Annotated in this window: 18 protein-coding genes, 2 tRNA genes and 1 pseudogene; 6 read left to right on the top strand and 15 right to left on the bottom strand. The window is 70.6% G+C overall.

All coding sequences use genetic code 11. The features are described from left to right. Positions 1-14: 14 nt before the first annotated feature. The 4 genes from EP757_RS36885 to EP757_RS36870 all read left to right on the top strand — a co-directional run bounded on the left by EP757_RS36885 (position 15) and on the right by EP757_RS36870 (position 1,750). Positions 15-479, top strand: a complete 465-nt coding sequence (locus tag EP757_RS36885) for a hypothetical protein (RefSeq protein ID WP_127552985.1) — start codon at positions 15-17, stop codon at positions 477-479. Next, positions 476-1,510 (top strand): hypothetical protein, encoded by a 1,035-nt coding sequence (locus EP757_RS36880; RefSeq protein ID WP_127552984.1) that lies wholly within the window; start codon positions 476-478, stop codon positions 1,508-1,510. Before EP757_RS36885 ends, EP757_RS36880 begins: the two co-directional genes overlap by 4 nt. Before the next feature lie 55 nt (positions 1,511-1,565). Next, positions 1,566-1,648 (top strand) — tRNA-Ser (locus tag EP757_RS36875). Between the two features lie 28 nt (positions 1,649-1,676). Then, positions 1,677-1,750 (top strand) — tRNA-Pro (locus tag EP757_RS36870). 286 nt (positions 1,751-2,036) lie between these two features. Here the strand turns inward: EP757_RS36870 and EP757_RS43080 are convergent. Further along, positions 2,037-2,192, bottom strand: coding sequence for a hypothetical protein (locus tag EP757_RS43080; RefSeq protein ID WP_160165997.1), 156 nt, complete (start codon positions 2,190-2,192; stop codon positions 2,037-2,039). 544 nt (positions 2,193-2,736) lie between these two features. Here EP757_RS43080 and EP757_RS36865 point away from each other — a divergent pair. Continuing rightward, positions 2,737-3,918: a magnesium transporter MgtE N-terminal domain-containing protein gene (locus EP757_RS36865; protein WP_160165996.1), complete on the top strand. Its 1,182-nt coding sequence runs from the start codon at positions 2,737-2,739 to the stop codon at positions 3,916-3,918. Here EP757_RS36865 and EP757_RS36860 read toward each other — a convergent pair. The 13 genes and pseudogenes from EP757_RS36860 to EP757_RS36795 all read right to left on the bottom strand — a co-directional run bounded on the left by EP757_RS36860 (position 3,893) and on the right by EP757_RS36795 (position 18,631). Next, positions 3,893-4,432 carry a hypothetical protein gene (locus tag EP757_RS36860; RefSeq protein ID WP_232050201.1) on the bottom strand — a complete coding sequence of 180 codons (540 nt, stop codon included), beginning with the start codon at positions 4,430-4,432 and terminating at the stop codon, positions 3,893-3,895. The genes EP757_RS36865 and EP757_RS36860 overlap by 26 nt on opposite strands. Beyond that, on the bottom strand, positions 4,429-5,343 hold the full coding sequence (locus tag EP757_RS36855) for a nucleotidyltransferase domain-containing protein (protein WP_127552981.1): 915 nt from the start codon (positions 5,341-5,343) through the stop codon (positions 4,429-4,431). Before EP757_RS36855 ends, EP757_RS36860 begins: the two co-directional genes overlap by 4 nt. 19 nt (positions 5,344-5,362) lie before the next feature. Beyond that, positions 5,363-7,639 carry a ThiF family adenylyltransferase gene (locus tag EP757_RS36850; RefSeq protein WP_127552980.1) on the bottom strand — a complete coding sequence of 759 codons (2,277 nt, stop codon included), beginning with the start codon at positions 7,637-7,639 and terminating at the stop codon, positions 5,363-5,365. A 458-nt stretch (positions 7,640-8,097) separates the two neighbouring features. Further along, positions 8,098-9,405 carry a hypothetical protein gene (locus EP757_RS36840; protein ID WP_127552978.1) on the bottom strand — a complete coding sequence of 436 codons (1,308 nt, stop codon included), beginning with the start codon at positions 9,403-9,405 and terminating at the stop codon, positions 8,098-8,100. Then, the gene (locus tag EP757_RS36835; RefSeq protein WP_127552977.1) at positions 9,402-9,710 is read right to left on the bottom strand and encodes a hypothetical protein; all 309 of its coding nucleotides are present in this window, start codon (positions 9,708-9,710) and stop codon (positions 9,402-9,404) included. The genes EP757_RS36840 and EP757_RS36835 overlap by 4 nt, the downstream gene beginning before the upstream one ends. An 11-nt stretch (positions 9,711-9,721) precedes the next feature. Further along, positions 9,722-10,291, bottom strand: a complete 570-nt coding sequence (locus EP757_RS36830) for a hypothetical protein (protein ID WP_127552976.1) — start codon at positions 10,289-10,291, stop codon at positions 9,722-9,724. Continuing rightward, the gene (locus EP757_RS36825; protein WP_127552975.1) at positions 10,288-10,506 is read right to left on the bottom strand and encodes a hypothetical protein; all 219 of its coding nucleotides are present in this window, start codon (positions 10,504-10,506) and stop codon (positions 10,288-10,290) included. Before EP757_RS36825 ends, EP757_RS36830 begins: the two co-directional genes overlap by 4 nt. A gap of 118 nt (positions 10,507-10,624) precedes the next feature. After that, a complete protein-coding gene (locus EP757_RS36820) occupies positions 10,625-11,455 on the bottom strand; it encodes a hypothetical protein (protein ID WP_127552974.1) in 831 nt (276 codons plus the stop codon). A 28-nt stretch (positions 11,456-11,483) separates the two neighbouring features. Beyond that, positions 11,484-13,310: a PQQ-binding-like beta-propeller repeat protein gene (locus tag EP757_RS36815; RefSeq protein ID WP_127552973.1), complete on the bottom strand. Its 1,827-nt coding sequence runs from the start codon at positions 13,308-13,310 to the stop codon at positions 11,484-11,486. Positions 13,311-13,435: 125 nt separating this feature from the next. Beyond that, positions 13,436-14,233 (bottom strand): alpha/beta hydrolase, encoded by a 798-nt coding sequence (locus EP757_RS36810; protein WP_127552972.1) that lies wholly within the window; start codon positions 14,231-14,233, stop codon positions 13,436-13,438. Further along, positions 14,230-15,240 carry an alpha/beta fold hydrolase gene (locus tag EP757_RS36805; protein WP_370457880.1) on the bottom strand — a complete coding sequence of 337 codons (1,011 nt, stop codon included), beginning with the start codon at positions 15,238-15,240 and terminating at the stop codon, positions 14,230-14,232. The genes EP757_RS36810 and EP757_RS36805 overlap by 4 nt, the downstream gene beginning before the upstream one ends. Then, positions 15,144-15,857: pseudogene (locus EP757_RS36800) on the bottom strand (alpha/beta fold hydrolase); the annotation flags it as partial. The pseudogene EP757_RS36800 and the gene EP757_RS36805, both read right to left, overlap by 97 nt. Positions 15,858-15,949: 92 nt before the next feature. After that, on the bottom strand, positions 15,950-18,631 hold the full coding sequence (locus EP757_RS36795) for an AAA family ATPase (protein ID WP_127552969.1): 2,682 nt from the start codon (positions 18,629-18,631) through the stop codon (positions 15,950-15,952). A 153-nt stretch (positions 18,632-18,784) separates the two neighbouring features. Here EP757_RS36795 and EP757_RS44315 point away from each other — a divergent pair, with 153 nt between their 5' ends. Continuing rightward, positions 18,785-19,261 (top strand): acyltransferase, encoded by a 477-nt coding sequence (locus EP757_RS44315; RefSeq protein ID WP_232050200.1) that lies wholly within the window; start codon positions 18,785-18,787, stop codon positions 19,259-19,261. Positions 19,262-19,264: 3 nt separating this feature from the next. Here EP757_RS44315 and EP757_RS44310 read toward each other — a convergent pair whose 3' ends face one another. Next, on the bottom strand, positions 19,265-19,417 hold the full coding sequence (locus EP757_RS44310; RefSeq protein ID WP_232050199.1) for a hypothetical protein: 153 nt from the start codon (positions 19,415-19,417) through the stop codon (positions 19,265-19,267). Positions 19,418-19,558: the final 141 nt, after the last annotated feature.

The following is a 19,558-nucleotide window of genomic DNA, read 5'->3' as shown; positions in this document are numbered from 1 at the left end:
GGGAGCGGGGGATCATGGCGGAGAATGTCACCGGGGGTGACCTGTACCGGCTGTGGCGGGTGTCCGACGTGCACCTGCCGCGTGTGGCCGACGTGTTCTACGACGCCAACCGGCTGCTCGGCGGCGCGGCGGGTGGCAGCGACGCGTTCCGGGTCAACGCGTACGCGTACCCCGGCGCCAGTGTCATGACCAGCGCCATCGGGGCCGCCTGGCAGGAACTGCGCGGCGAGTTGCAGCTGACGATGGCTCAGGTGGGGGATACGGTCCTCGACGCGGCGCGCGGTGTTCGTACCGCCGCATTGGTCTACAACGAGACCGACATCGACAACGCCGGCGAACTGCTGAAGGTCGACGGTATCGGCGGGAAACTCGGCGACTATCTGAGCCGGCGGATCAACCACGACCCCGGCGACGTCGCCTCGAACCCGCCGTCGCCGGGCAGCGGCGAGGACTACGGCATCCCGGACCGGACGCCGTGAGCGGGCGGGCCGCCACACCGCCGGAACTGGCCGGTGCGGCATATGAGCAGGCGGTGCGCCGGCAGGCCCAGCGCCTCAAGGACGAGCTGATCCGGCAGACCCTCGAGGACGTGGCGTCGTGGAAACGCGCCGTCGACGACAAGTGGGCCGGCGACCACCCCGACCTGCCGTTCAACTCGCCGATCCCGCCGGAGGAGGTCGAGCAGTACCGGGAACGGGTCCGCACCCAGGACTACGAGTGGATCGTCCCCACCTTCGAACGCCTCCTGGTGCCCGACCCGGACGAGCTGAACCCGGCCATCGACGCGCTCGCCCAGATCGAGGGCATGTTCGAAGGCGAAGCGGACTTCACCGGCAACTGGGTCGGCGCCAACGCGGCCCTGGTACGGATCAACGACGTCCGCACCGAGATGAGCGGCTGGCAGGGCGCGTTCTCCAGCAACTTCACCGACAACTTCCTCACCCCGCTGCAGAACGTCGTCCCGAACCACCGGGAGCTGATGCGGCTCTCCCGCGACCAGCTGGAATGCACCAAGGCCATCTACTGCCGGTTCCGCAAGTCGGTGCTCGAACTGCTCGACAAGTCCATTCAGGCCGTGCAGAGCCTCGGTGGAGGATGCGACCCGGACGTCGCCAAGTGGGGAACCATCACGGCGGTGGTCATCGGCACGGTGCTGGGCCCGGTCGCGGCCGGCTGGGGGCTGGTCGCGGCGGTCATCCTCGACGCCGGTGGGACGTTCGCCGGTGGGCTGGTGCCCTCCGAGGGGCGGAAGACCGAGACGGATCTGGCCGCCCCGACCGCTACCGAGATCGCCATGAAGATCCACGCGGCGGTCTCGACGCTGGGTAACGATCTGTACAGCCAGGAGGAGGTCGCCACCGCGGCCATGCAGATGATGGCCGGGGTCGTGGGGGACCACCGGTCGCAGGGCGCGCGGACGAACGTGTCCGGGCCGTTCGTGGTGGCCACGCCGGCGCTGGCCGACGCGACGCCCGCGCAGTTGCTGGGAGGGGCCTTCCGGCCGGCGTAAATGCGTTGTCCCGCCCGGCCCGCCGGCCCTACCGTGACGGGTATCAGTTCCTTCGGGAAGCGTGGCCGAGTGGCTTATGGCACCGCCCTGCTAAGGCGGATCGGGCAACCGACGGAGGTTCGAATCCTCTCGCTTCCGCGGACGTCTTCTCCGCTCGATGTGAGAACGGGTCGTGGCGCAGCTTGGTAGCGCACTCGCTTTGGGAGCGAGGGGCCGCCGGTTCGAATCCGGCCGACCCGACGGTCAGGCGTGGCTCGGAGGACGAGCAGAAATGGCTCGTGGAACTTCCCCGGTGGCGGCCGGACCCCGCAGGGACGAGGAAAGACGTCGGGCGTGCCGTGCTGGAACGTGAGCTTCCCGAAAAGCCGTCGGCGACCCACATCGCGAGCTGTCCGAACTCAGCGCCGGTGATCCCCGGCAGTTGGAGAGCTGGGCCGGCACGACGTGCTCCGTCACTCGCAACTACCAGCGGTGGCCCCGGTGCCCGCACGGGGTCCGGAGCCACCCCTCTAAGGTCTGCCTCTCGTCACTTCGCCAGCGATTCGGCTACGGCGATCACAGCTCTTGCGACGACCGTCAGGGCGGCGACGGCACCGAGGACCTCGCCGGCGATCTTCAGGTGGGAGCGGCGGGGCAGCCATCGGCGCTGCCTCCCGTCGTCGTTGTCACTGGATGGGGACATCGCAGCCGTCCTTCTCACCCAGAGGTGACGGCGGCGGTATCACATCGCCCTTGAAGCGGTTAGGGTTCATTTCATCTCCTGATTGGTCGAACGGCTCGCGTCGTGTCCATTCGGGGGGCCGGGCGGTGATCGGGTCGACTCCGATCACCGCCCTCTCTGTTGCAATGCGAAGCACTGCAGTGCCCAGTGTGGACGTGCGCTCAATGTCGGGGATCGCCCCGCTGAGAAACGGACCGATTGTCCGAACACGCTTGACCATGGGAAATCCGGTTCGGCGTTATGGCGGCGGCTCGTCCGGTCGCTGCCGGCAGCACCTGTGAAGATCGCGAATATGGCACGTTGAGCTGGGCGTAAGGAGATCAGCGGCATCGTGCCGGGGTTGACAGCTGGATAGGCCGCACTTTCACCCGTCCGAGGCTGTTTTTGAATGATTCACATTCACCTGTTCGAGCTATCGAATGGGACAACATCGGTTTCGGCTGGCAAAGATGGGCGAATGTCGACGGAAGTTGTCCCCGGGCCGAGCCGACCCGATCCCACATCGGTGACGACAGTGGTTCAGCTGGCCCGCAATCTGGTGCTGCTGCGGCTGACGGCACCGCGCTCCTCCGCCCTCGACGATCCGCTCACCCTGCGGGAGCTGTCCGAGATGACCGGCATCCCGCGCAGCACCCTGGGCAACGCCGAGTCCGGTCGCGTCCTGCCGCGGGTGAGGGTGGTCTACAAGTTCGCCGAGCAGTGCGGCGTGCCCACTGTGGAGATCGCCAAGTGGATCGATGCCCGCAACCGTGTCGCAGCCGCCGCCCGGCACCGCAGGCGTCTGCAGTACCCCAGCGTCGCGGAGGTCGCCGAGCGACTCGCCACACCGGCTGACGGCAGCCCGAAGGGCAAGGCGCTCGCCGTCCTGAGCGCGCGATCGGTTCTCGTCGCGGACGGCAGGCTCGGTCCCGCGCTGGACGCGGTGCCGCCCGCGCTGTGCGCCGGATACCTCGCCGAGATGGACACGGTGGCCGCCGTCGAATGTCTGCACGCGATGTCGACGTCACACGCGGCCCTCTGTCTCGAGGAGATGGAGACCGGCGCTGCGGCGGCACTGCTGCAGTGCGAGGACCCGGCCATGGCCGCTGAGCACCTACCCCTGATGCAGGCGCACAAGGCGCGACTGATCATGTCGGAGGTTCCGTTCTCGGCGGCGGCGAAGCCGCTGATCATGATGCCGCGCCACGATGCGGAGGCCCTGGTGTCGAAGATGCCGATTCCGTGGACCAGCGCCCTGCTCGCGAACGCCGCGGTGCCGGTCTCACTGGCCGCCGACCTGTTCTTCACGCTCGAACTCGGCCGCAGCCTGCAATTGATCGCCACGCTGCCGATGCCACGGCTCACCGGCCTGCTGGCCGCGATGGATCCGGACCCGGCCGCGGGGTTCCTGGGCCGCCTGGACCTGCGGCAGATCCAGGCCGTCATGGCCGAGATGGCGCCGGCACGGGCGGCGAAGATCTTCGCGCACCTGCCGGAGAAACAGGCGGCGCAGATCCTGGCCGCCGCGTCCGGCGAGGGTGGCGCGGCCCTGCTGGCCGAGACACCGTCGAATACGACCGCCGAGCTGCTGGCCGAGCTGGGCAGGGACCACCGGGACGCTATCCTGGCCGCGCTGCCTCCCCGGGAGAGGAAGCTGGTCGACGGGCACATCGTGCCGGCCCTCATCGGGCAGCCGTCGAGCGCCTGACGATGGGGGCGTCGCGCAGCCGCCGGCGCTCGAGGGTGATCCGCATGGCGTCGATGCAGGTGTCCCGCGCGGAGTCGATCAGGTCGCGGGGATAGGCCTTCGCCAGGTTCATCTCGGTGTCCGTGGTCAGCGCCGGTTTGAGCCAGGCCTCCGCCATCTGGGTGCCGGCCTGTTCCTTCACCGCCCTCACCAGAGACCGATAGGGCTCCGCGACCTCGGGCGCCTCGATCTGCAAGAGCGCCTGGTGGTACGCCAGCTGCGACTGTGCCCTGCTGATCTCCTCGGTCAGATCATGGCGTGCCTGCGGTGTGCCGAGGCGGCGGCGGACGCGGTACGGGAGCTCGGCGAACTCCTCGACGGCGTTCAACGCCTCGGCGAAGGCCTTCGCCCGGCGTTCCCGCTGAACGGCACGCTGACTGAGCAGATAGGTGATCGCTGCCGAGATCGCGCTGCCGAGAACCGCGATCACGGCGACGACGATCACCGCCGTCTGCGCGGCTGTCCAGCTGTTCACTTCGGCAGCTTCGCCCACGCCTCGGACAGGGCGTCGATCGCCGACACCCCGCGGCCGGCCTCCCACTGATCGGGGCCGTCACCGAAGATGGGGATCAGGCCGTTCTGACAGGGGAGAGCCTCGAACGCGGGGCGATCGTCGTGACACCACTCGTACAGGCACTCGATGGCGCCGTCGGCCGCCTGCGCCGGTGTGTCGCTCCGGTAGATGCCGTCGGGGACGTTGTAGAGGAAGCATTCGATGAAGTACGGCGGGATCGTCGCCTTCGTCATCTCGTTGTTCTTGATCGCCCAGCGGCGCAGACGCTTGACGATCCGGACGACCTGCTTGAATCGGCGCCCGGTGTCGAAGTCCTTCTTCCTGCCTCTCGCAAGATGTTGCTTCGGGAAGTTGACGATCGGCTGCTGCGCCCCGTTCCGGAAGAAGACACCCTCCTCGTAGATCTCGTGACCGGGCGACGGAAAACCGGAGTAGAGGCGGTATTCGATCGCGGGCAGGATGTCGGCGGGTACCCGGACCAGCGAGTCCCAGTCCTGGATTCCGGCGGTCTTGTCACCCTCGTGGACGAAGAACGACTCCTTCAACGAGGCGATCACGGCGGCGCGGAATTGCCTCCACCCGTACGGATCCTGCTCGTATCGCTCGTTGAAGTTGGTGATGTCGTGGGCGTCGAGCGCGTCCACGTTCTCCTCGAACGGCAGCTTGAGGAGAACGACGAGGTCCACATCGCTCGACTCGTCGATGTTCGTCTCGTTGGCGTACGAGCCCTGAAGGAAGATCTCGTACGGCCGCTCTTCGATCCGGCGTGCGTACTTGAGCGCGTCGCGCAGGACTTCCTCGGTCCACGACAGCCGGAACGGGCCGGGCGGTGTGGCCCACGCGTTCAGGTCCACCGGTTCGTCGTCCGCCACCTTCGCCCCCTCACGCCGATCAGGCCGGGAAGTAGAGGCGGGCGTACCACTCCGGCACCCCGCTCCCGTCGAGCCATCGCTCCCAGCTGTCGCCCGCCCCGTTGCCGAAGATCACCATGACGACTGGTGCTCCGTTGTCCGCCGCCATCTTCGCCATCGCCAGCGTGTCGTCACCTGACGGCCGCGCCGCGGCCCAGGGATGGGTGTGCCAGGCGCCGATGAACTCGACGAGCCGCCGGGTACGGAAACGCCGCTGGTTCACCGCGTCCCTGGCCTTCGCGGGGTCGAGCACGAGAGCCTCCGTCGATGCGGTGCTGCCGGCCGGCAACGGCTGAGCCTCCGACACCCACGCGACCCGGGCGGCGCGGTCGATCTGCCCGAGGAGCAGACCGCCCGTCTCCACGTCGCCGCCGCGTTGCTCCGCCATCCGGATCACTTCCCGGCGGACGTCCGCCAACGCGAAGCGATCGATTCTGACCTCGTACTCGTTCGTGGTGTCGATCGTCGTCAGCTGCTCACGCCAGTGCCGGCGGTCCACCCCGCTGCGCCTGCCGGCCGCGGCGGGGGAGCGGACCACCGCCGCCCATCGCCGTGGTGTCGCGGGATTGAGATCATCCGGAAGCAGTTGCAGTGCCTCGTTGAGGAACGACGACGCGAAGAAGGCCATGTCCGCGGCCGATCCCCGGTACGTCGGATCCGAACAGCCGGGTTCCGGTATGAACCTGTCGCTCCGCGGCAGATCCGGATAGAACTCGTCGAGAACGTCGGCGAGCGTGCTGTCGTCGCTCGCCGTGACGGCGAGCCGTCGCAGGATGTCGTTACCGGCGCCGTTCGCGCCGGTGAGCGCGAGAGTGGCGACGCCGAGTGAGCAGTCGTGGCCCACCACGACCGACAGCAGCGGAGGAAGCGGGCCGTCGTGTCGCCAGCGGGTTCGTTCAAGGGCGGCGCCCACCGTGTGCGCGGCCGTCGCGTCCACGATCAGATCGACGTCCGGTGGCCCCTCCGGCCGCATGATGATCTCGACCGCGTCCGCCGTCACCGGCTCGATCGACGTTTCCGAACCCGCCTGTGCCAGATGTGCCGCGAGTGTGCGGGCCTTGGGCCATCCGATGTCGGTCGTGCCGTAGGGCTGGCGCACGAGGACACCGGGCCGCACGACACCCTTGTCCACCAGGTGAAGCTCGGCGGCGCCGGCGCGCACGCAGTACTCGGCTATCGGCGCGCCGAGCCCGCCACAGCCGAGCAGCAGCACCCGCCGGGATCGGAGCCAGGATGCTGGACGGGTGGCGTCGCGCCGTACGGTGTGAGTCGGGCGCTGGTCGTAGACCGGCACCCAGACCACCGGGTCGCCCTGCTGACCGGGCCGGAATCGGCGATCGGGCGTCTCGATGGTCCACGCCGCCAGGTAGGCGGCACGTGACCGGGACGCTCGCGGGCCCGGTGCGGGACTGACCATCAGGACCAGCGTCAGCGGCCGGGCATCGGGACGTTCGTCGGCGGTCCACATCCAGCCCGTGCGCTCGACCGACGATTGAACGGCGGCGTCGAACTCCGGCAACACGATGCTCTGCCCGGCGATGGCGGCCAGGAGCCCGCCCCAGGACCGGGGATAACTGAACCCGACCTCGTCGGGCAGCCCGAGCACCGGCGCCAGGAAAGTCCGGTTGCCGGCGCCCGCCGCCGCGGGCAGGGGATCGCTGTGGCTGAGCCAGCCGCGTACCTCGTAGGTGTAGCCGCCGGCCGCCTCGATGACGGCCATCGCGATCCACGGCCTCGGGTCGGTGGCGAGGCGCTGGGGGAGATCAGGACGGACGATGAGCCTCGCCTGTGCCCGCGAGCGTTCGGTGATCGGCGGCTCCAGGACCGGATCGGCCGTGCTGAGGGTGCCCTCCGCGACCATGCGGAACCAGGCGATGAGCCGGGTGGCCAGCCCGTGCATGCCGTTGTTCGGCGCCCAGTCGTTCTCCGCCAGATACAGACAGACGCCGTCACCCCAGACCACGTGCGGCAGGAACGCGAACCGCCGGTGCGGGGTCGATACGAGCGGCGGCTGCAGCGGATAGCGGGGCGGTACGAGGATCGTCACCGGCTCGGTATCCCCGAGCGGAACCAGCGGCTTCCAGTCGGCCGGCCGCCGGCAGTCGACGATCACCTCGATCGCCAGGTAGCCGTTGTCGAGAGTGTGCTCGGGTACCGCGGCGACCTGAACGCCTGCGTCGGTGAGCCGTTCTACGGCGTGTAACTCCCTGACGGCTTCGTTCTGGCCCGGCGTCGGCAGGCCAGCCGCCATGGTCATCGGCAGCCGAAGACGGAGGGCGCCTGCGGGGCTTGGCCCGGACCCGCGAGCTTCGATCCGGTAGCCGTCAGTCCGACCGCTGTCGCCGCAGCACCTCTCCTGACGTGGCCTCCGCCTTCGCCCCCGCCGCCGGTGCCCCGGCTGCCGCTGCCGCCCCCGCTGCCGCCGCCCTCGCTCCTACGACCGCCGGTGCTGCTGCCGCCGCCTCCACCCCCGCCTCCGGTGCTGCCGCTGCCGGTGCTGCTGCTCTCGGGTGGGTCGGATTGTGCGTCCGAGCCGTCGCCGTCAGTGCGCGGCTTGGCGACGGAGGGCTTCTCAGACCCGTCGGGCGGCGCGGGTGGCCGCCGATATGTCACGGTCATGCCTTCGATTGTGCATCGATCAACTTCGAGATAGGAGGGGTCCGAATTGGCGCGGGAGCTGTCCTTCGCCGGTGGACCGTGTCCGCGGAGTGGTAGTCAGAGCGGCGGTCGCTCCGGGTTCGGGGTCCAGCCGCCCCCGTCCGTCCAGATGTCGCCGCCCACAGCCGGCGCCGGCGGGCGGATGGCGTCGTGGCTCCGGGTGCCCAGGTCGGGTCTCTCCTTGCGTTCCTGCTCGTCGATTCTGACCAGGGCGGCCAACTCGGTGATGGCTCGTTTCTCGGACTCGGCCATGAAGGTGATGTAGGCGGTGGCCACCTCGAGGAGCTTGTCCTCCGCGTTGGAACAGGGGGAGAACAGGCCCCGGACCCGGGTGGCGTAGTCCTGCATGGCGTCGAGCAGCTCCTTCATCCGGTCGTAGCCGGCGGCCGCGTACGCGTTGCGCAGGCCTTCGATCATCGTGGCGGCCTTCTTGCCCTCCTCGGCGAGCCAGCCGGCCTGCTCCTGCACCTGAGAGATCCAGGTGGTGCGGGCCTTGGCGTGCTGGGCGAACGCGTCCGCCGAGTTGCCGTCCCAGTAGCGGCCCAGGCTGGTCGTCTCCTCGGTCATGTCGGTCCGCAGCGTCTGGTACGTGTTCGCCACCGAATGCAGCAGGTCGGCACGGTTGCGGATCACGTCGGGGGAGCTGCTCCACGCGTTCATGATCAGGTCGGAGAGGGGCATCCGCAGGCCGGAGCCGATCTCGGTGAGCATCGCTTCGAGCATCAGCAGGTTGCCGCGGTACTCCTGGACGAACTGGTCGAGGGCGTCGCCGCCGCCGTTCTCGAAGTACGTCGTCCGGCCGCCGCCGATGGTCAGGTCGTTGCCGTCGCTGCTGCCGATCGAGATGGGCTCCTCGACGATCCGGGTGCTCGGGAGCGTCTCCCGGCCGACCGCGGAGAGCCTGGTGTTCTCGGGAGGGATCACCACGGGCGGTCGCTCGTACGGATCATGCTGGTTGTGGGGAGTGGTCACGATGCCGGCGCCGCCCGGCCGCGTCCGGATCTGCGTGTCGTAGCCGTCCGCCGCGGGCAGGTAGGGCGCCAGATCCTGGTTGACCACGTCGAAGGAGGTGGCGCTGACGATGTCGGTGTGCTCGAGATCCGCGCCGATCTGCAGCAGCGTGTCCGCCATCCGCTCCATCTCGTCGCGACCGGCGATCGCCTCGTCGACGCGGTAGTCGAGGGCGATCGCCCAGTCGCGGGCGAGCTTGGCGGAGACGTCGGGCAGCGTGCCCCAGGCCGCGACCGGAACTGATCCGACATGATCGAGGAAACGGCGGATCGCGCCGCACGTGACGGCGTCCTCGTACCGCTCGGTGGCGTAAGCGACGAGCGCCCGGGTCTCCACCCGCAACGGCTGGGTCATGACCAGCCTCCCGGTGTGGTGCGCACCGGCTCGGGCGGCGTGTAAGCGGTCGCGAACAGCGGCGATCCGAAGTGCCGGGTGCGTACCTCGATGAACTGGCGTCGATGGTCGGCCACTGTCGCCAGCAACGCCGCGCGGATCTCGGAGGCGATCTCGTCGTCGGTGTGCCGGCTCAGCGTGCCGGGCCGGATCCACACGTCGAGGTCACCGTCCGCCTCCCGGGTGACCGAGACCGTTCCTCCCGGCGACCAGCCGGTGGCGCGGATGTCGCGGACCTGTTCGTAGTAGCGCTCCAGGTGTCCCATCGCCGATTCCCCTACTCCGGCTCCGTCATGGTCAGCGCTTGGTCGATCGCCAGACGAGCCACATCATGGGCGTACGCCGTGGCGGCCTGCGCATCGCCGTCCCGCAGATTGATCGACACTCCCGCCGAGCCCCAGCGATCGTTCTTCGCCGCCCACACGGTGACCAGCGTGGTCGCGCCGGTGGTCGTCGAGCACACCCGGTACGCCTGGTAGCCCGGCGGCACCGCGACCTGCCGATCGGAGTCTCCGCACGGGGCGCCGGCCACCTCGTCGGCGCCGCCGTCCTCGTCGAGCGCGGCGGCCACGGCCATGTCGAGGGTGCCGGTGTACTTCTGGTCGGCCGTGACGAAGGAGATCGTGCACGTCGTGCTCGACTGGTGCTCGCCGCCCTCCCGGCCCTCGTCGGGATCGGTCACCGTCCAGCCGCCGCCCACCTGGTCCTGCAGCGCCGGGGCCAGATCGGTGCAGGTCGGGACCCACGGGCGAGCACGCAGCGGGCCCAGCCACCAGACCAGGCCACCGGCGAGGAGAAGGGCAGCGACGGCGACAAGAGCCATCAGCCTCGTACGAGGGAGCGTCACCAGCGATCTCCGTCCCGTCGGACCACCGGCTCCGCCTGCAGCGCCGCCAGGGCCACCCGGGCGGCGGCGCGCACCTGACCGGCGAGCGACTCCTCGGTGTGCCGGTGCAGGTCGCACAGGTCGACCCGGGCTTGACCGGCGTGGTCGGCACGCAGGCGTACCGATCGATCGGGTGAGTGCACGTCCACGTCCGGTTGCCACTCGTCGTGTGCCACGGCCCTCTCCCGTCACCTGCGCCGGCCTGTGTAGAGGTCAACGCTCACGGCCCGGTTCCGGTTCATTGACGCAGATGCGCCCGGAGAGGACAACCCGACTCCGGTCAGCCCCGTTCGTTCAGCCCTGTTGTTCGTTCAGCCGGAAGCGGCCACTCGTCTCGGTGTAGCGGGCGCCGTACGCCTTCGCGGCGCCGGTGACGCCGAAGTAGTCGTCGGCGGGAACCTCGGCGGCGTCGGTGTAGAGCTTCCCGGCACGGCCGATGTAGCTGGTGGTGCGGGCGTTCGAGCCGTCGATGTGGTCGATCGCGAAGTACCACCGGTAGTTGCCGCGCGCCGCCGACACGGACACCCGCAGCGTCTCCCGTTCCTGCGCCGAGACGTCCAGGTCGTGCCCGTCGAAGTAGGGCTTGCCCTCGCTCATCAGGGACCGCGGCGGCGTGTCCATGTCGAGCGTGACGGTCCGGGTGGGCGGGTCACCGCCGCAGTAGGTGGCGAGTTCGGTTCCGGCAGCGTTGGGTGCGGTCTGCAGGGCTTCCACCCGTACATCGAGAATGCGGGTCGGATGTTGATCCTGACCCGTGAAAGTGATCTCGACGGTGATCGACTCGACGGGCGCCGCCCGCTGCTCGCGCAGGAAGTCGTCGAAGCCCGCGGTGCCGGCGCCGTCCAGGCTGAGCAGCTCCGCGGCGCCGGTATCCGGGTCGATCACCCGGTCCATCGCGTAGACCTGCCCGCACCGGGGGATGACCGCCACGGCGGGCTCGAAGCCGCTGCCCGGCTCCGGACCCATGATCCGATCGACGAGTCTCGTCCCGAACGCGCCGGCCACGGTCACCGCGACGGCGAGCAGCGCCGCCCCGATCCGGAAGGAGAGGGTCTTGTACCAGGGGGTCTTCTGCTCCTGCTCCACGGGAGCAGGCTTCTGCTTCTTCCTGTTCTTGTTGCTCACGACCATCCTTCCGGCCCGCGACGCGGAATCATGCGGAACATCCCGCCGCGACATCGGGATCCGCGAGGCGGTCCGCGACCGTGTCGGCGAGGCGCTGCAGCGGCGTCGTGTCGCCGATCGCCGAGACGGAGGCCAGGCACCGCCCGACCGCGAACGACAGCCGATGGTGGTCACCGTTCTCGCTGCCGTCGCCGCTGATGTCGTCCCAGCGCAGCGCGGGCCGCCCGGCGGCGCCCACGGTCGCGCGCGCCGGGTCCCGGCCGTACGGATCCTGCAGCTCGACGGCCTTCTCCGCCTCGGCGGCGTCCGGGAACATCCAGCCCACCGCCACGGTCACCTCGGTGCCGCTGATCGACGGCGGCAGGAACCGGCAGCGGGCCGGGACGGGAAGAGCGGCGTCACGGCGACCGACGGGTTCGCCCTTCGCCACCGCCACCACGCCGGGGTAGGCGTCCTGGTAGTCGTCGGCGGACAGCAGAGCGCAGGCGTCCGGCCATCGGCCGGGGTCGGCGGGCGTCCCGAGGAAACCGGTCTCGCCGCCGGTGAAGCGGATCCTCGCCAGCCTGCCCTTCTCATACGCGCCGGACTGCAGCAGCATCGACCCGTCCGCGAGGACACCGGCGACCTTCACGCCCGCCCGGCCGGTCGCGGCCATGGTCATCTCGCCGGATCGCTGATCGATCAGGACGACGACGCCGGGCCACAACGTCGGCACGAGCCCGGTGAGGTACAGGACCCCGCCGTCGGGGCGGATCTGGTATCCCGCGTCGACGCCGTAGCTCAGGCGTGTGCCGGCGAACGGGAGCTCCCGCTTCCACCGCGCTCCGCCGGTCACCGGATCGACGAGGCTCAGCTCGACCTGGCCACCGTTCTCGCGTTCCAGCAGGATTCCGTCGGGTGTCGTCCCGCTGTCCGGCTCCGCCGGGATCTGCCCGCCGGACAGCGGGAACAGGGAGGCGTCGGTGGCGCGGAAGAGCACGCCGTGCTCGGTGGAGACGCCGATCAGCGCGGTCTTCCCGGCCGGGTACTTCCTCAGATAGGCCAGGCCGTTCTCCGGCTCGTCCGGGTCGCCCTGGACGTCCCGGGAAGCCCGCACCGCGCCGGTCACGCCGTCCAGGACCACCAGCCGCTGCGCCTTCCCGCAGATCTCGGTGAGGGCCGCGAAGCCGGCGCCGGCGATCAGGTCATGGACCTCGCAGCCGGCCGCGGCGGGTCTCGTCCAGCGCACCGTCCCGTCGGCCAGGCTCACGCGGACGATCACGCCGCCGCAGTCGGCGGTCAGGGCGCCGTCGCCGAAGAGGGTCCGCGCGTCGACGCACTCCCCGTCCGGGGTCCACTCCCAGCGCTTCACACCCGTCTCGGCCTCGACGGCGACGGCGCCGTCGCCGCCCGGGACGTTCAGGACGAGCAGGTCGCCGTCGAGGCCGGTCGCGGTTCCGAGCCCGAGCTCCGACTTCCAGGCGAGCCGCCCGGTCGACAGCCGCACGGCGAAGATCCGGAAGTCGTCGGTGGTGAGGAACGCGATGCCGGTGCCGGTGGAGGCGACCCTCCCGTCGGGATGGCGCACCCACACGCCGTCGGTCTTCCCACCCCAGCGGCGCGTGCCCCGGTACGTCGCGAGGACCTGCATCTCGTTGAGCCCGCCGTCGAAATCCGAGTTCAGCATCGTGACGCTGCCCGAGCCCTCGTCCAGCGCGACATCGTCGAACTCACCGATCGGCACCTCCCAATCGGTGGCGAGCCCACCGGTCGGCAGCGGCGCGGGCGCGGGTCCCGCCGTCGCGACGGCATCGCCGCGGACCAGCGCGACCGTCAGCGCCGGGAGCAGGACAGCAGCGAGGAGGCGTCGGAGCACGCCCCAAGGTGATCCTTGATATTGACGCGGGCCACCCCTCTGTCGCTTTCCTGACAGCGAAACCAGCCGATGGGTGACGCTCAGGCCATAGCCCGGCAGGCGGCGCCGCCTGCCGGGCTCACGTTTCAGCGGGCGTGACGCAGGGCCCAGTCGAGGGCGAAGTCGGCGATCTCCTCCCAGCCCTTCTGCGCCGGGAGCAGGTGCGCGTACCCGTCGTACTCGACGTGCTCGGTGATGGTGTCCGAGACGTAGTGCTTGACGTTGGAACGCTGCACCGCGGGCGGCATGATGTGGTCCTCGCTGCCGGAGATGAACAGCAGCGGCGCGCGGTCGTCGTTGCGGTAATCGACCCAGGTGTCCTGGTGGCCGGGCTGGAAGTTGGCCAGCACGCTGCCCCACAGGATGCCGCCGTTGGCCGGGATGTGGTACCGCTCGTACAGCGCCTGGGCTTCCTCGTCGCTGAACGTGTTGGTGAAGGCGTACTTCCACTCGTCCAGCGTCAGGCCGATCGCCTTGTGCCGGTTGGCCGGTGAGCGCAGCACCGGCAGCGTGGACTTGACCTGGGAGAACGGCACCACCCGCACCCCCTCGGTCGGCGCCGAGTTGAGCGCGACGGCGGACGCGCCGTAGCCGTGGTCGAGCAGGACCTGGGTGAACGCCCCACCGGCCGAGTGACCCATGATGATCGGCGCCTTGTCCAGCGCCTTGATCTCGGCTTCGAGCTTCTCGATGATCGCCGGTACGGTGACCGCGTTGATGATCTCGGGGTTCGCGTTCAGCGCCTCGACCTCGACCTCGAAGCCGGGGTAACCGGGGGCGATGACCCGGAAGCCCTTGTTCTCGTAGTGCGTGATCCAGTGCTCCCAGCTGCGCGGGGTCACCCAGAAGCCGTGGATCAGGACGATGGTGTCCGGCGTGCTCATGCGCCGAATCCCTTCAGGAAGGCGAGCAGGTCGTCGCCGAGCTGCTGCTTGTGGGTGTCGGTGATGCCGTGCGGCGCCCCCGGGTAGACGATCAGTTCGGCGTCCTTGACCAGGGCCGCGGAGGCCTTGCCGCCGACCTCGAACGGCACCACCTGGTCGTCGTCGCCGTGGATGACGAGGGTCGGCACGTCGAACTCGGCGAGGTCGTCGCGGAAGTCGGTGGCCGAGAAGGCGGCGATCGACTCGTACGCGTTGCGGTGCCCGGCGGCCATCGACTGCAGCCAGAAGGCGTCCCGGATGCCCTGCGCCACGTTCGCGCCGGGCCGGTTGTTGCCGAAGAACGGCCCGTCGGCCAGATCCTTGTAGAGCTGCGAGCGGTCGGCGAGGGAGCCGGCGCGGATGCCGTCGAAGACTTCGATCGGTACGCCGCCGGGATTGTCGTCACGGAGCACCATCAGCGGCGGCACGGCCGAGACCAGCACGGCCTGGGCCACCCGGGCCGTCCCGTGCCGGCCGATGTAGCGAGTGATCTCGCCGCCGCCGGTGGAGAACCCGACCAGCGTGACGTCGCGCAGATCCAGCTGCTCGATCAGCGCGGCCAGGTCGTCGGCGTAGGTGTCCATCTCGTTGCCGTGCCAGGTCTGCGTGGACTTGCCGTGCCCGCGCCGGTCGTGGGCGATCACCCGGTAGCCGTTGTCGGCCAGGAACAGCTGCTGGGCCTCCCAGCTGTCCGAGTTCAGCGGCCAGCCGTGGCTGAGCACCACCGGGCGTCCGCTGCCCCAGTCCTTGTAGAAGATGTCCGTACCGTCGGAAGTCGTCACGAAGCTCATCGGGCAGCCTTTCGGATCAGGTCGGCGGTGGCGCGCGGCTGGGAGATCATGGCGACGTGCGAGGCCTTCACCTCGACCGTGTACGCCTTCGCGCGCTGGGCCATGAACCGCTGCACGGCCGGCACGATGAGGTTGTCGTTCTTCGCGACCAGGTAGTAGGACGGGATCGTCTTCCAGGCCGGCTCGCCGGAGTGGTCCTGCAGGGTGGAGGCCGCGCCGGGCCGCTGCGTCGCCCACATGACGTCGGTGGTGGAGCGCGGCAGGTCCCCGGCGAAGACCTCGCGGAACACGTCCTTCTTGACGTACCCCTCATAGCTGCCGTCCCACGGCCGGAAGTCGATCGCCGTGTTCGGGTCGAGCTTGGTGCCGGGGAACTTGGCCGTGAGGCCGCCGACGCTCTCGTCGAAGTCGGGAGCGAAGGCGGCGACGTAGACGAGCGCCTTCACGTTCGGATTCCCGGTCGCCGCGTTGGTGATCACGAAGCCGCCGTACGAGTGACCGACCAGCACGACCGGCCCGCTGATCGTCGACAGGAAACTCCGCAGGTACGCGGCGTCGGAGGCCACGCTGCGCAGCGGGTTCGCCGGGGCGAGCACGGTGTAGCCGTCGTGGGTGAGCCGCTGGATCACGTCGGACCAGCCGGTGGCGTCCGCGAAGGCGCCGTGCACCAGGACGATCGTCGGTTTCGGGCGGTGTGCCGAGGCGGCGGCGGGTGTGCCGGTCGTAGCGGCGAGCGCGCCACCGGCGACCACCGCCGCCGAACCGGCTAGGAGGGTACGGCGAGTGGTTGTCATTGCTGGGTCCCCCTGGATCGGTATCGCTTGTGGACCCCACGCTGCCGGACCGGCCGCTACCGCGAATCAGTAAGTTGACCGTCCCGGGCCGATCAGTCACCGTCGCGGCGCAGCGCCTGCAGGGCCGCGCGCAGCTGGGCACGGCCGCTGATCTGCAGCTTCGGGTAGATGCGATACAGGTGCGAGCCGACCGTACGCGGCGACAGCTGCAGCCGTTGCGCGATCTCCCGGTTGCTCATGCCGTCGGCGGCCAGCATCGCGGTCTGCAACTCCTGCACGGTCAGCAGGTCCGCGGCGCCGTGCCCGGCCGGCGAGCCCTCCTCGCCGGCGGCGCGCAGTTCCTCCCGGGCCCGGCGTGCCCAGGCCTCGGCGCCGAGCGCGTCGAAGGAGTCCCGGGCGGCCCGCAGCGGCGCCCGGGACTCCAGGATGCGTTTGCGGCGGCGCAGCCACGTGCCGTACGCCAGGTCGAGCCGTGCCCGGTGCACCGGCCACCCGGTGAGATCGGCGGAACGGGCCCGATCGAACGCGTCACCGGCGGTGTCGTCGGGGGTCAGCACGGCGACGGCGTAGGACAGGGATCGGGTCAGCATCGGTGACGGGAAACGGGCCGCGCGCTCGGCGGACGCCGCGACGATCCCGTCGGTCTCCCGGCCGCGCCCGGTGCGTACCGCGGCGTCGGCCAGGTCGGGCAGAGCCCATCCGGACATGTCCGGGTGGTAGGCGTCGCCGGACCTGTCGAACACGCGGATCAGCAGGTCGAAGGCCTCGTCGTAGCGACCGGCCGCATTCGCCGCGACGCCGCGGGCGTGCTGCGCGACGGCGGTCAGCGAACGGACACCGGTCATCGGCGGACTCGACAGAACCCGATCGGCGAGCCGGAAAGCGGCGTCGCTGTCGCCGCGCAGCGCCTCGTGCATCGCCTGCCCGGCCCGCGCGGCCACCTCCCAGAACTGCTCGCCGGTCCGGGCCGCGAGGGTCTCGGCCTCGTCCAGGTCGGCGCGCACCACCGGCCATCGTCCCAGCCACAGCCGGGGGAGGCCGGTGACCGACAGCGCCCGGACCAGCAACGCGGTCCGTCCCTGAGCCCGGTACCCGGCCACCGCCGTCCCCAGGAAGAAAGCCCCGGTGTGCAGATCGCCGAGGACCATCGCGGCGGCGGCGAGCAGGTGCATGCCGTCGACGTCGCCGCGGTCCGGCACCACCGCCGCCAGCCGGCGCAGCACCTCACCGCCCAGCACGTCCGGCTGGGCGTAGGCGGCGACGACGAGGCTGCGGGGGTCGTCACCGGCGAACCCGAGCTTGCCGTGCACCGTCAGGATCCGCGCGCCCACCTCGGCGGGCAGCCCGGCCCGCCAGCAGCGGGACACCGCCTGCCAGCACAACGCCGCCGCGAGAGCCGTCTCACCCGCCTCGTGGGCGTCCATCGCGAGGTCGCACAGGGCGTCGATGCGCGCCTCGTCACGCAGGTCACCCGGATCCACGACGTCGCTGACCAGGGCCAGCCGGGCCCGGTCGGCGGCGTTGCCGGACGACGGTTCGGCCCGGGCCGCGAGCCGCGCCGCCTCGCCGCGATCGTGCAGCTGCGACGCCACCTCCGCGGCGCGCAGCAGCAACGACGTGTGCCGCGCCGCGTCGAGGGTCAGGTCCGCCGCCCGTTCCAGATGGCCGACGGCGGGGAGTGGTGCGCCCCGGTCCAGGGCACGTGCCGCGGCGGCCTCCGATTCCTGACCGGCCCGTTCATCCGGTCCGAGCGCCGCCGCGGCCCGATGCCGTGCCCGCCGGTCCGGGTCGTCGACGGCCAGGTCGGCCAGCACGGCGTGCAATCTCAGGCGTTCGGCGAGCGGCAGGCCGCCGTAGACGGCGTGGCGTACCAATGCCTGCCGGAACCGCAACCGGTGCGACCGGATCTCCAGGACGCCGGCGTCGAACGCCGGTTGAAAGCTCTCCGCGCCCAGCTCCGTGCCGGTCAGCGCGCCCGCGGCGGCGATCACCGTGTCCGGCGGGCTGCCGGCATCCGCGGCCAGCACGGCCAGCACGGCCCGGGCCGGCGCCGGCAGGTGCGCGTACCGGTCCGCGAGCGCCTCCCGCAGCCGCGCCGGCAGCGGCACCTCGGTGTAGTCCCCGCCGGGCAGGCAACCGGGCAGCTCCACCAGCGCGAGGGGATGCCCGCCGGCCTCGGCCAGGACCCGCTCCCGCCGGTCGGGTGACATCGCGGGAGCCCGGTCGTCGAGCACCGCCCGGGCCGCGTCCTCGCCGAGCTCGGCCAGATGCAGCTCGCGGATCCCGGTGCCGGCGAGCACCTGCTCGTGACGTACCCCGACGGTCATCACCAGCACGATCGGCTCGGCGGTGAGCCGCCGCGCCACGAACACCAGCACGTCCAGCGACTCCGGGTCCAGCCGGTGCGCGTCGTCGACGAGCAGCGCCAGCGGCTCGCCGGCCGCCGCGGAGCGCAGCAGCCCGAGCACCGCCACCCCGGCAGCGAACCGGTCCAGCCCGACCACGGCGTCCAGCAGCCGGTCGTCCCCCAGCGGGGCGAGCAACTGGTGCAGCGCCGCGAACGGCAACGCCGACTCGGCCTCCGCGCCGTTGGCGGTCAGCACCGCCATCCCGGCCTGCTCCGCGCGCCGCCCGACCTCGCCGAGCAGCATCGACTTGCCCAGCCCGGCATGCCCCCGGACCACCAGCGCCGCGCCACGACCGGCACACGCCCGGTCCAGCAGTTCCTCGACGCCGGCCAACTCGGCGTCCCTGCCACGGATGGCGAACCGCATCTCTCACCCCCCGATCGATGACTTCAACCTAGGAAAGGAGGGGCGCTGCTCGCGTACGTACTAAGACGTACTTCCCGACGAGGCGAACGTCTTCTTCGGCCGGACTTCGTCGCCGGTGCACCGGCTGTTCGTTTTCGGCTGGTGCAATCCGGCGTGCTCGATGTGATCAATGCCCCGGCCCGTGAACTGCCGCAGCAGCGGACGCGGGGAGCCGGCCATCTCGGATTCCGTCCCGACATCGAAGGGCTGCGGGCGGTCGCGGTCACCCTCGTGGTCCTCGCTCACGCGGGTGTGGGACGGGTCGAGGGCGGCTACGTCGGCGTCGACGTCTTCTTCGTCATCTCCGGCTTCCTCATCACCGGCCTGCTGCTCGGCGAGCACCGTCGTACCGGGACCATCTCGCTGCCCCGCTTCTACGCCCGGCGGGCGATGCGGCTGCTGCCGGTCGCGACGGTGGTGGTGCTCGCGACCGTCGCCGCCGCCTGGCTGTGGCTGCCGGCCACCCGCTTCAAGGCGATCACCGTGGACGCGCTGTTCAGCACGTTCTACGGGATCAACTGGCGGCTGGGGAGCGAGGGCATCGACTACATGAACGCGACGGCCGACCCGTCGCCGCTGCAGCACCTGTGATCGCTATTTCGGCTCGCACACCCGGGCCTGGGAACTCGCCGCCGGTGCGCTGCTCGCCGTCTTCGCCGCCCACCTCGGCCGCATCCCCGCCCGGGCCGCCACGATCCTGTCCTGGGGTGGCCTGCTCGCCATCGGCGTCGCGGCGCTGACGTTCACCGAGAACACCCCATTCCCCGGGTACGCCGCCCTCCTGCCGGTGGCCGGTGCCGTCGCGGTCATCGCCGGCCGCAACGACGTGCTGGGTGTCGCGCCGCTGCGATGGGTGGGCAAGCTGTCGTACGGCTGGTACCTGTGGCA

The organism is Actinoplanes sp. OR16, assembly GCF_004001265.1.
Lineage (GTDB): Bacteria > Actinomycetota > Actinomycetes > Mycobacteriales > Micromonosporaceae > Actinoplanes.
The sequence above is the reverse complement of the archived record's forward strand: the minus strand, read 5'-3'. Positions and strand labels throughout refer to the sequence as shown.

Excerpts from the sequence above, each read along its gene's own strand:
- EP757_RS36885 (WP_127552985.1), top strand. The coding sequence starts at position 15 with ATGGCGGAGAATGTCACCGGGGGTGACCTGTACCGGCTGTGGCGGGTG.
- EP757_RS43080 (WP_160165997.1), bottom strand. The coding sequence starts at position 2,192 with ATGTCCCCATCCAGTGACAACGACGACGGGAGGCAGCGCCGATGGCTG.
- EP757_RS36850 (WP_127552980.1), bottom strand. The coding sequence starts at position 7,639 with ATGACCATGGCGGCTGGCCTGCCGACGCCGGGCCAGAACGAAGCCGTC.
- EP757_RS36840 (WP_127552978.1), bottom strand. The coding sequence starts at position 9,405 with ATGACCCAGCCGTTGCGGGTGGAGACCCGGGCGCTCGTCGCTTACGCC.
- EP757_RS36835 (WP_127552977.1), bottom strand. The coding sequence starts at position 9,710 with ATGGGACACCTGGAGCGCTACTACGAACAGGTCCGCGACATCCGCGCC.
- EP757_RS36810 (WP_127552972.1), bottom strand. The coding sequence starts at position 14,233 with ATGAGCACGCCGGACACCATCGTCCTGATCCACGGCTTCTGGGTGACC.
- EP757_RS36795 (WP_127552969.1), bottom strand. The coding sequence starts at position 18,631 with ATGCGGTTCGCCATCCGTGGCAGGGACGCCGAGTTGGCCGGCGTCGAG.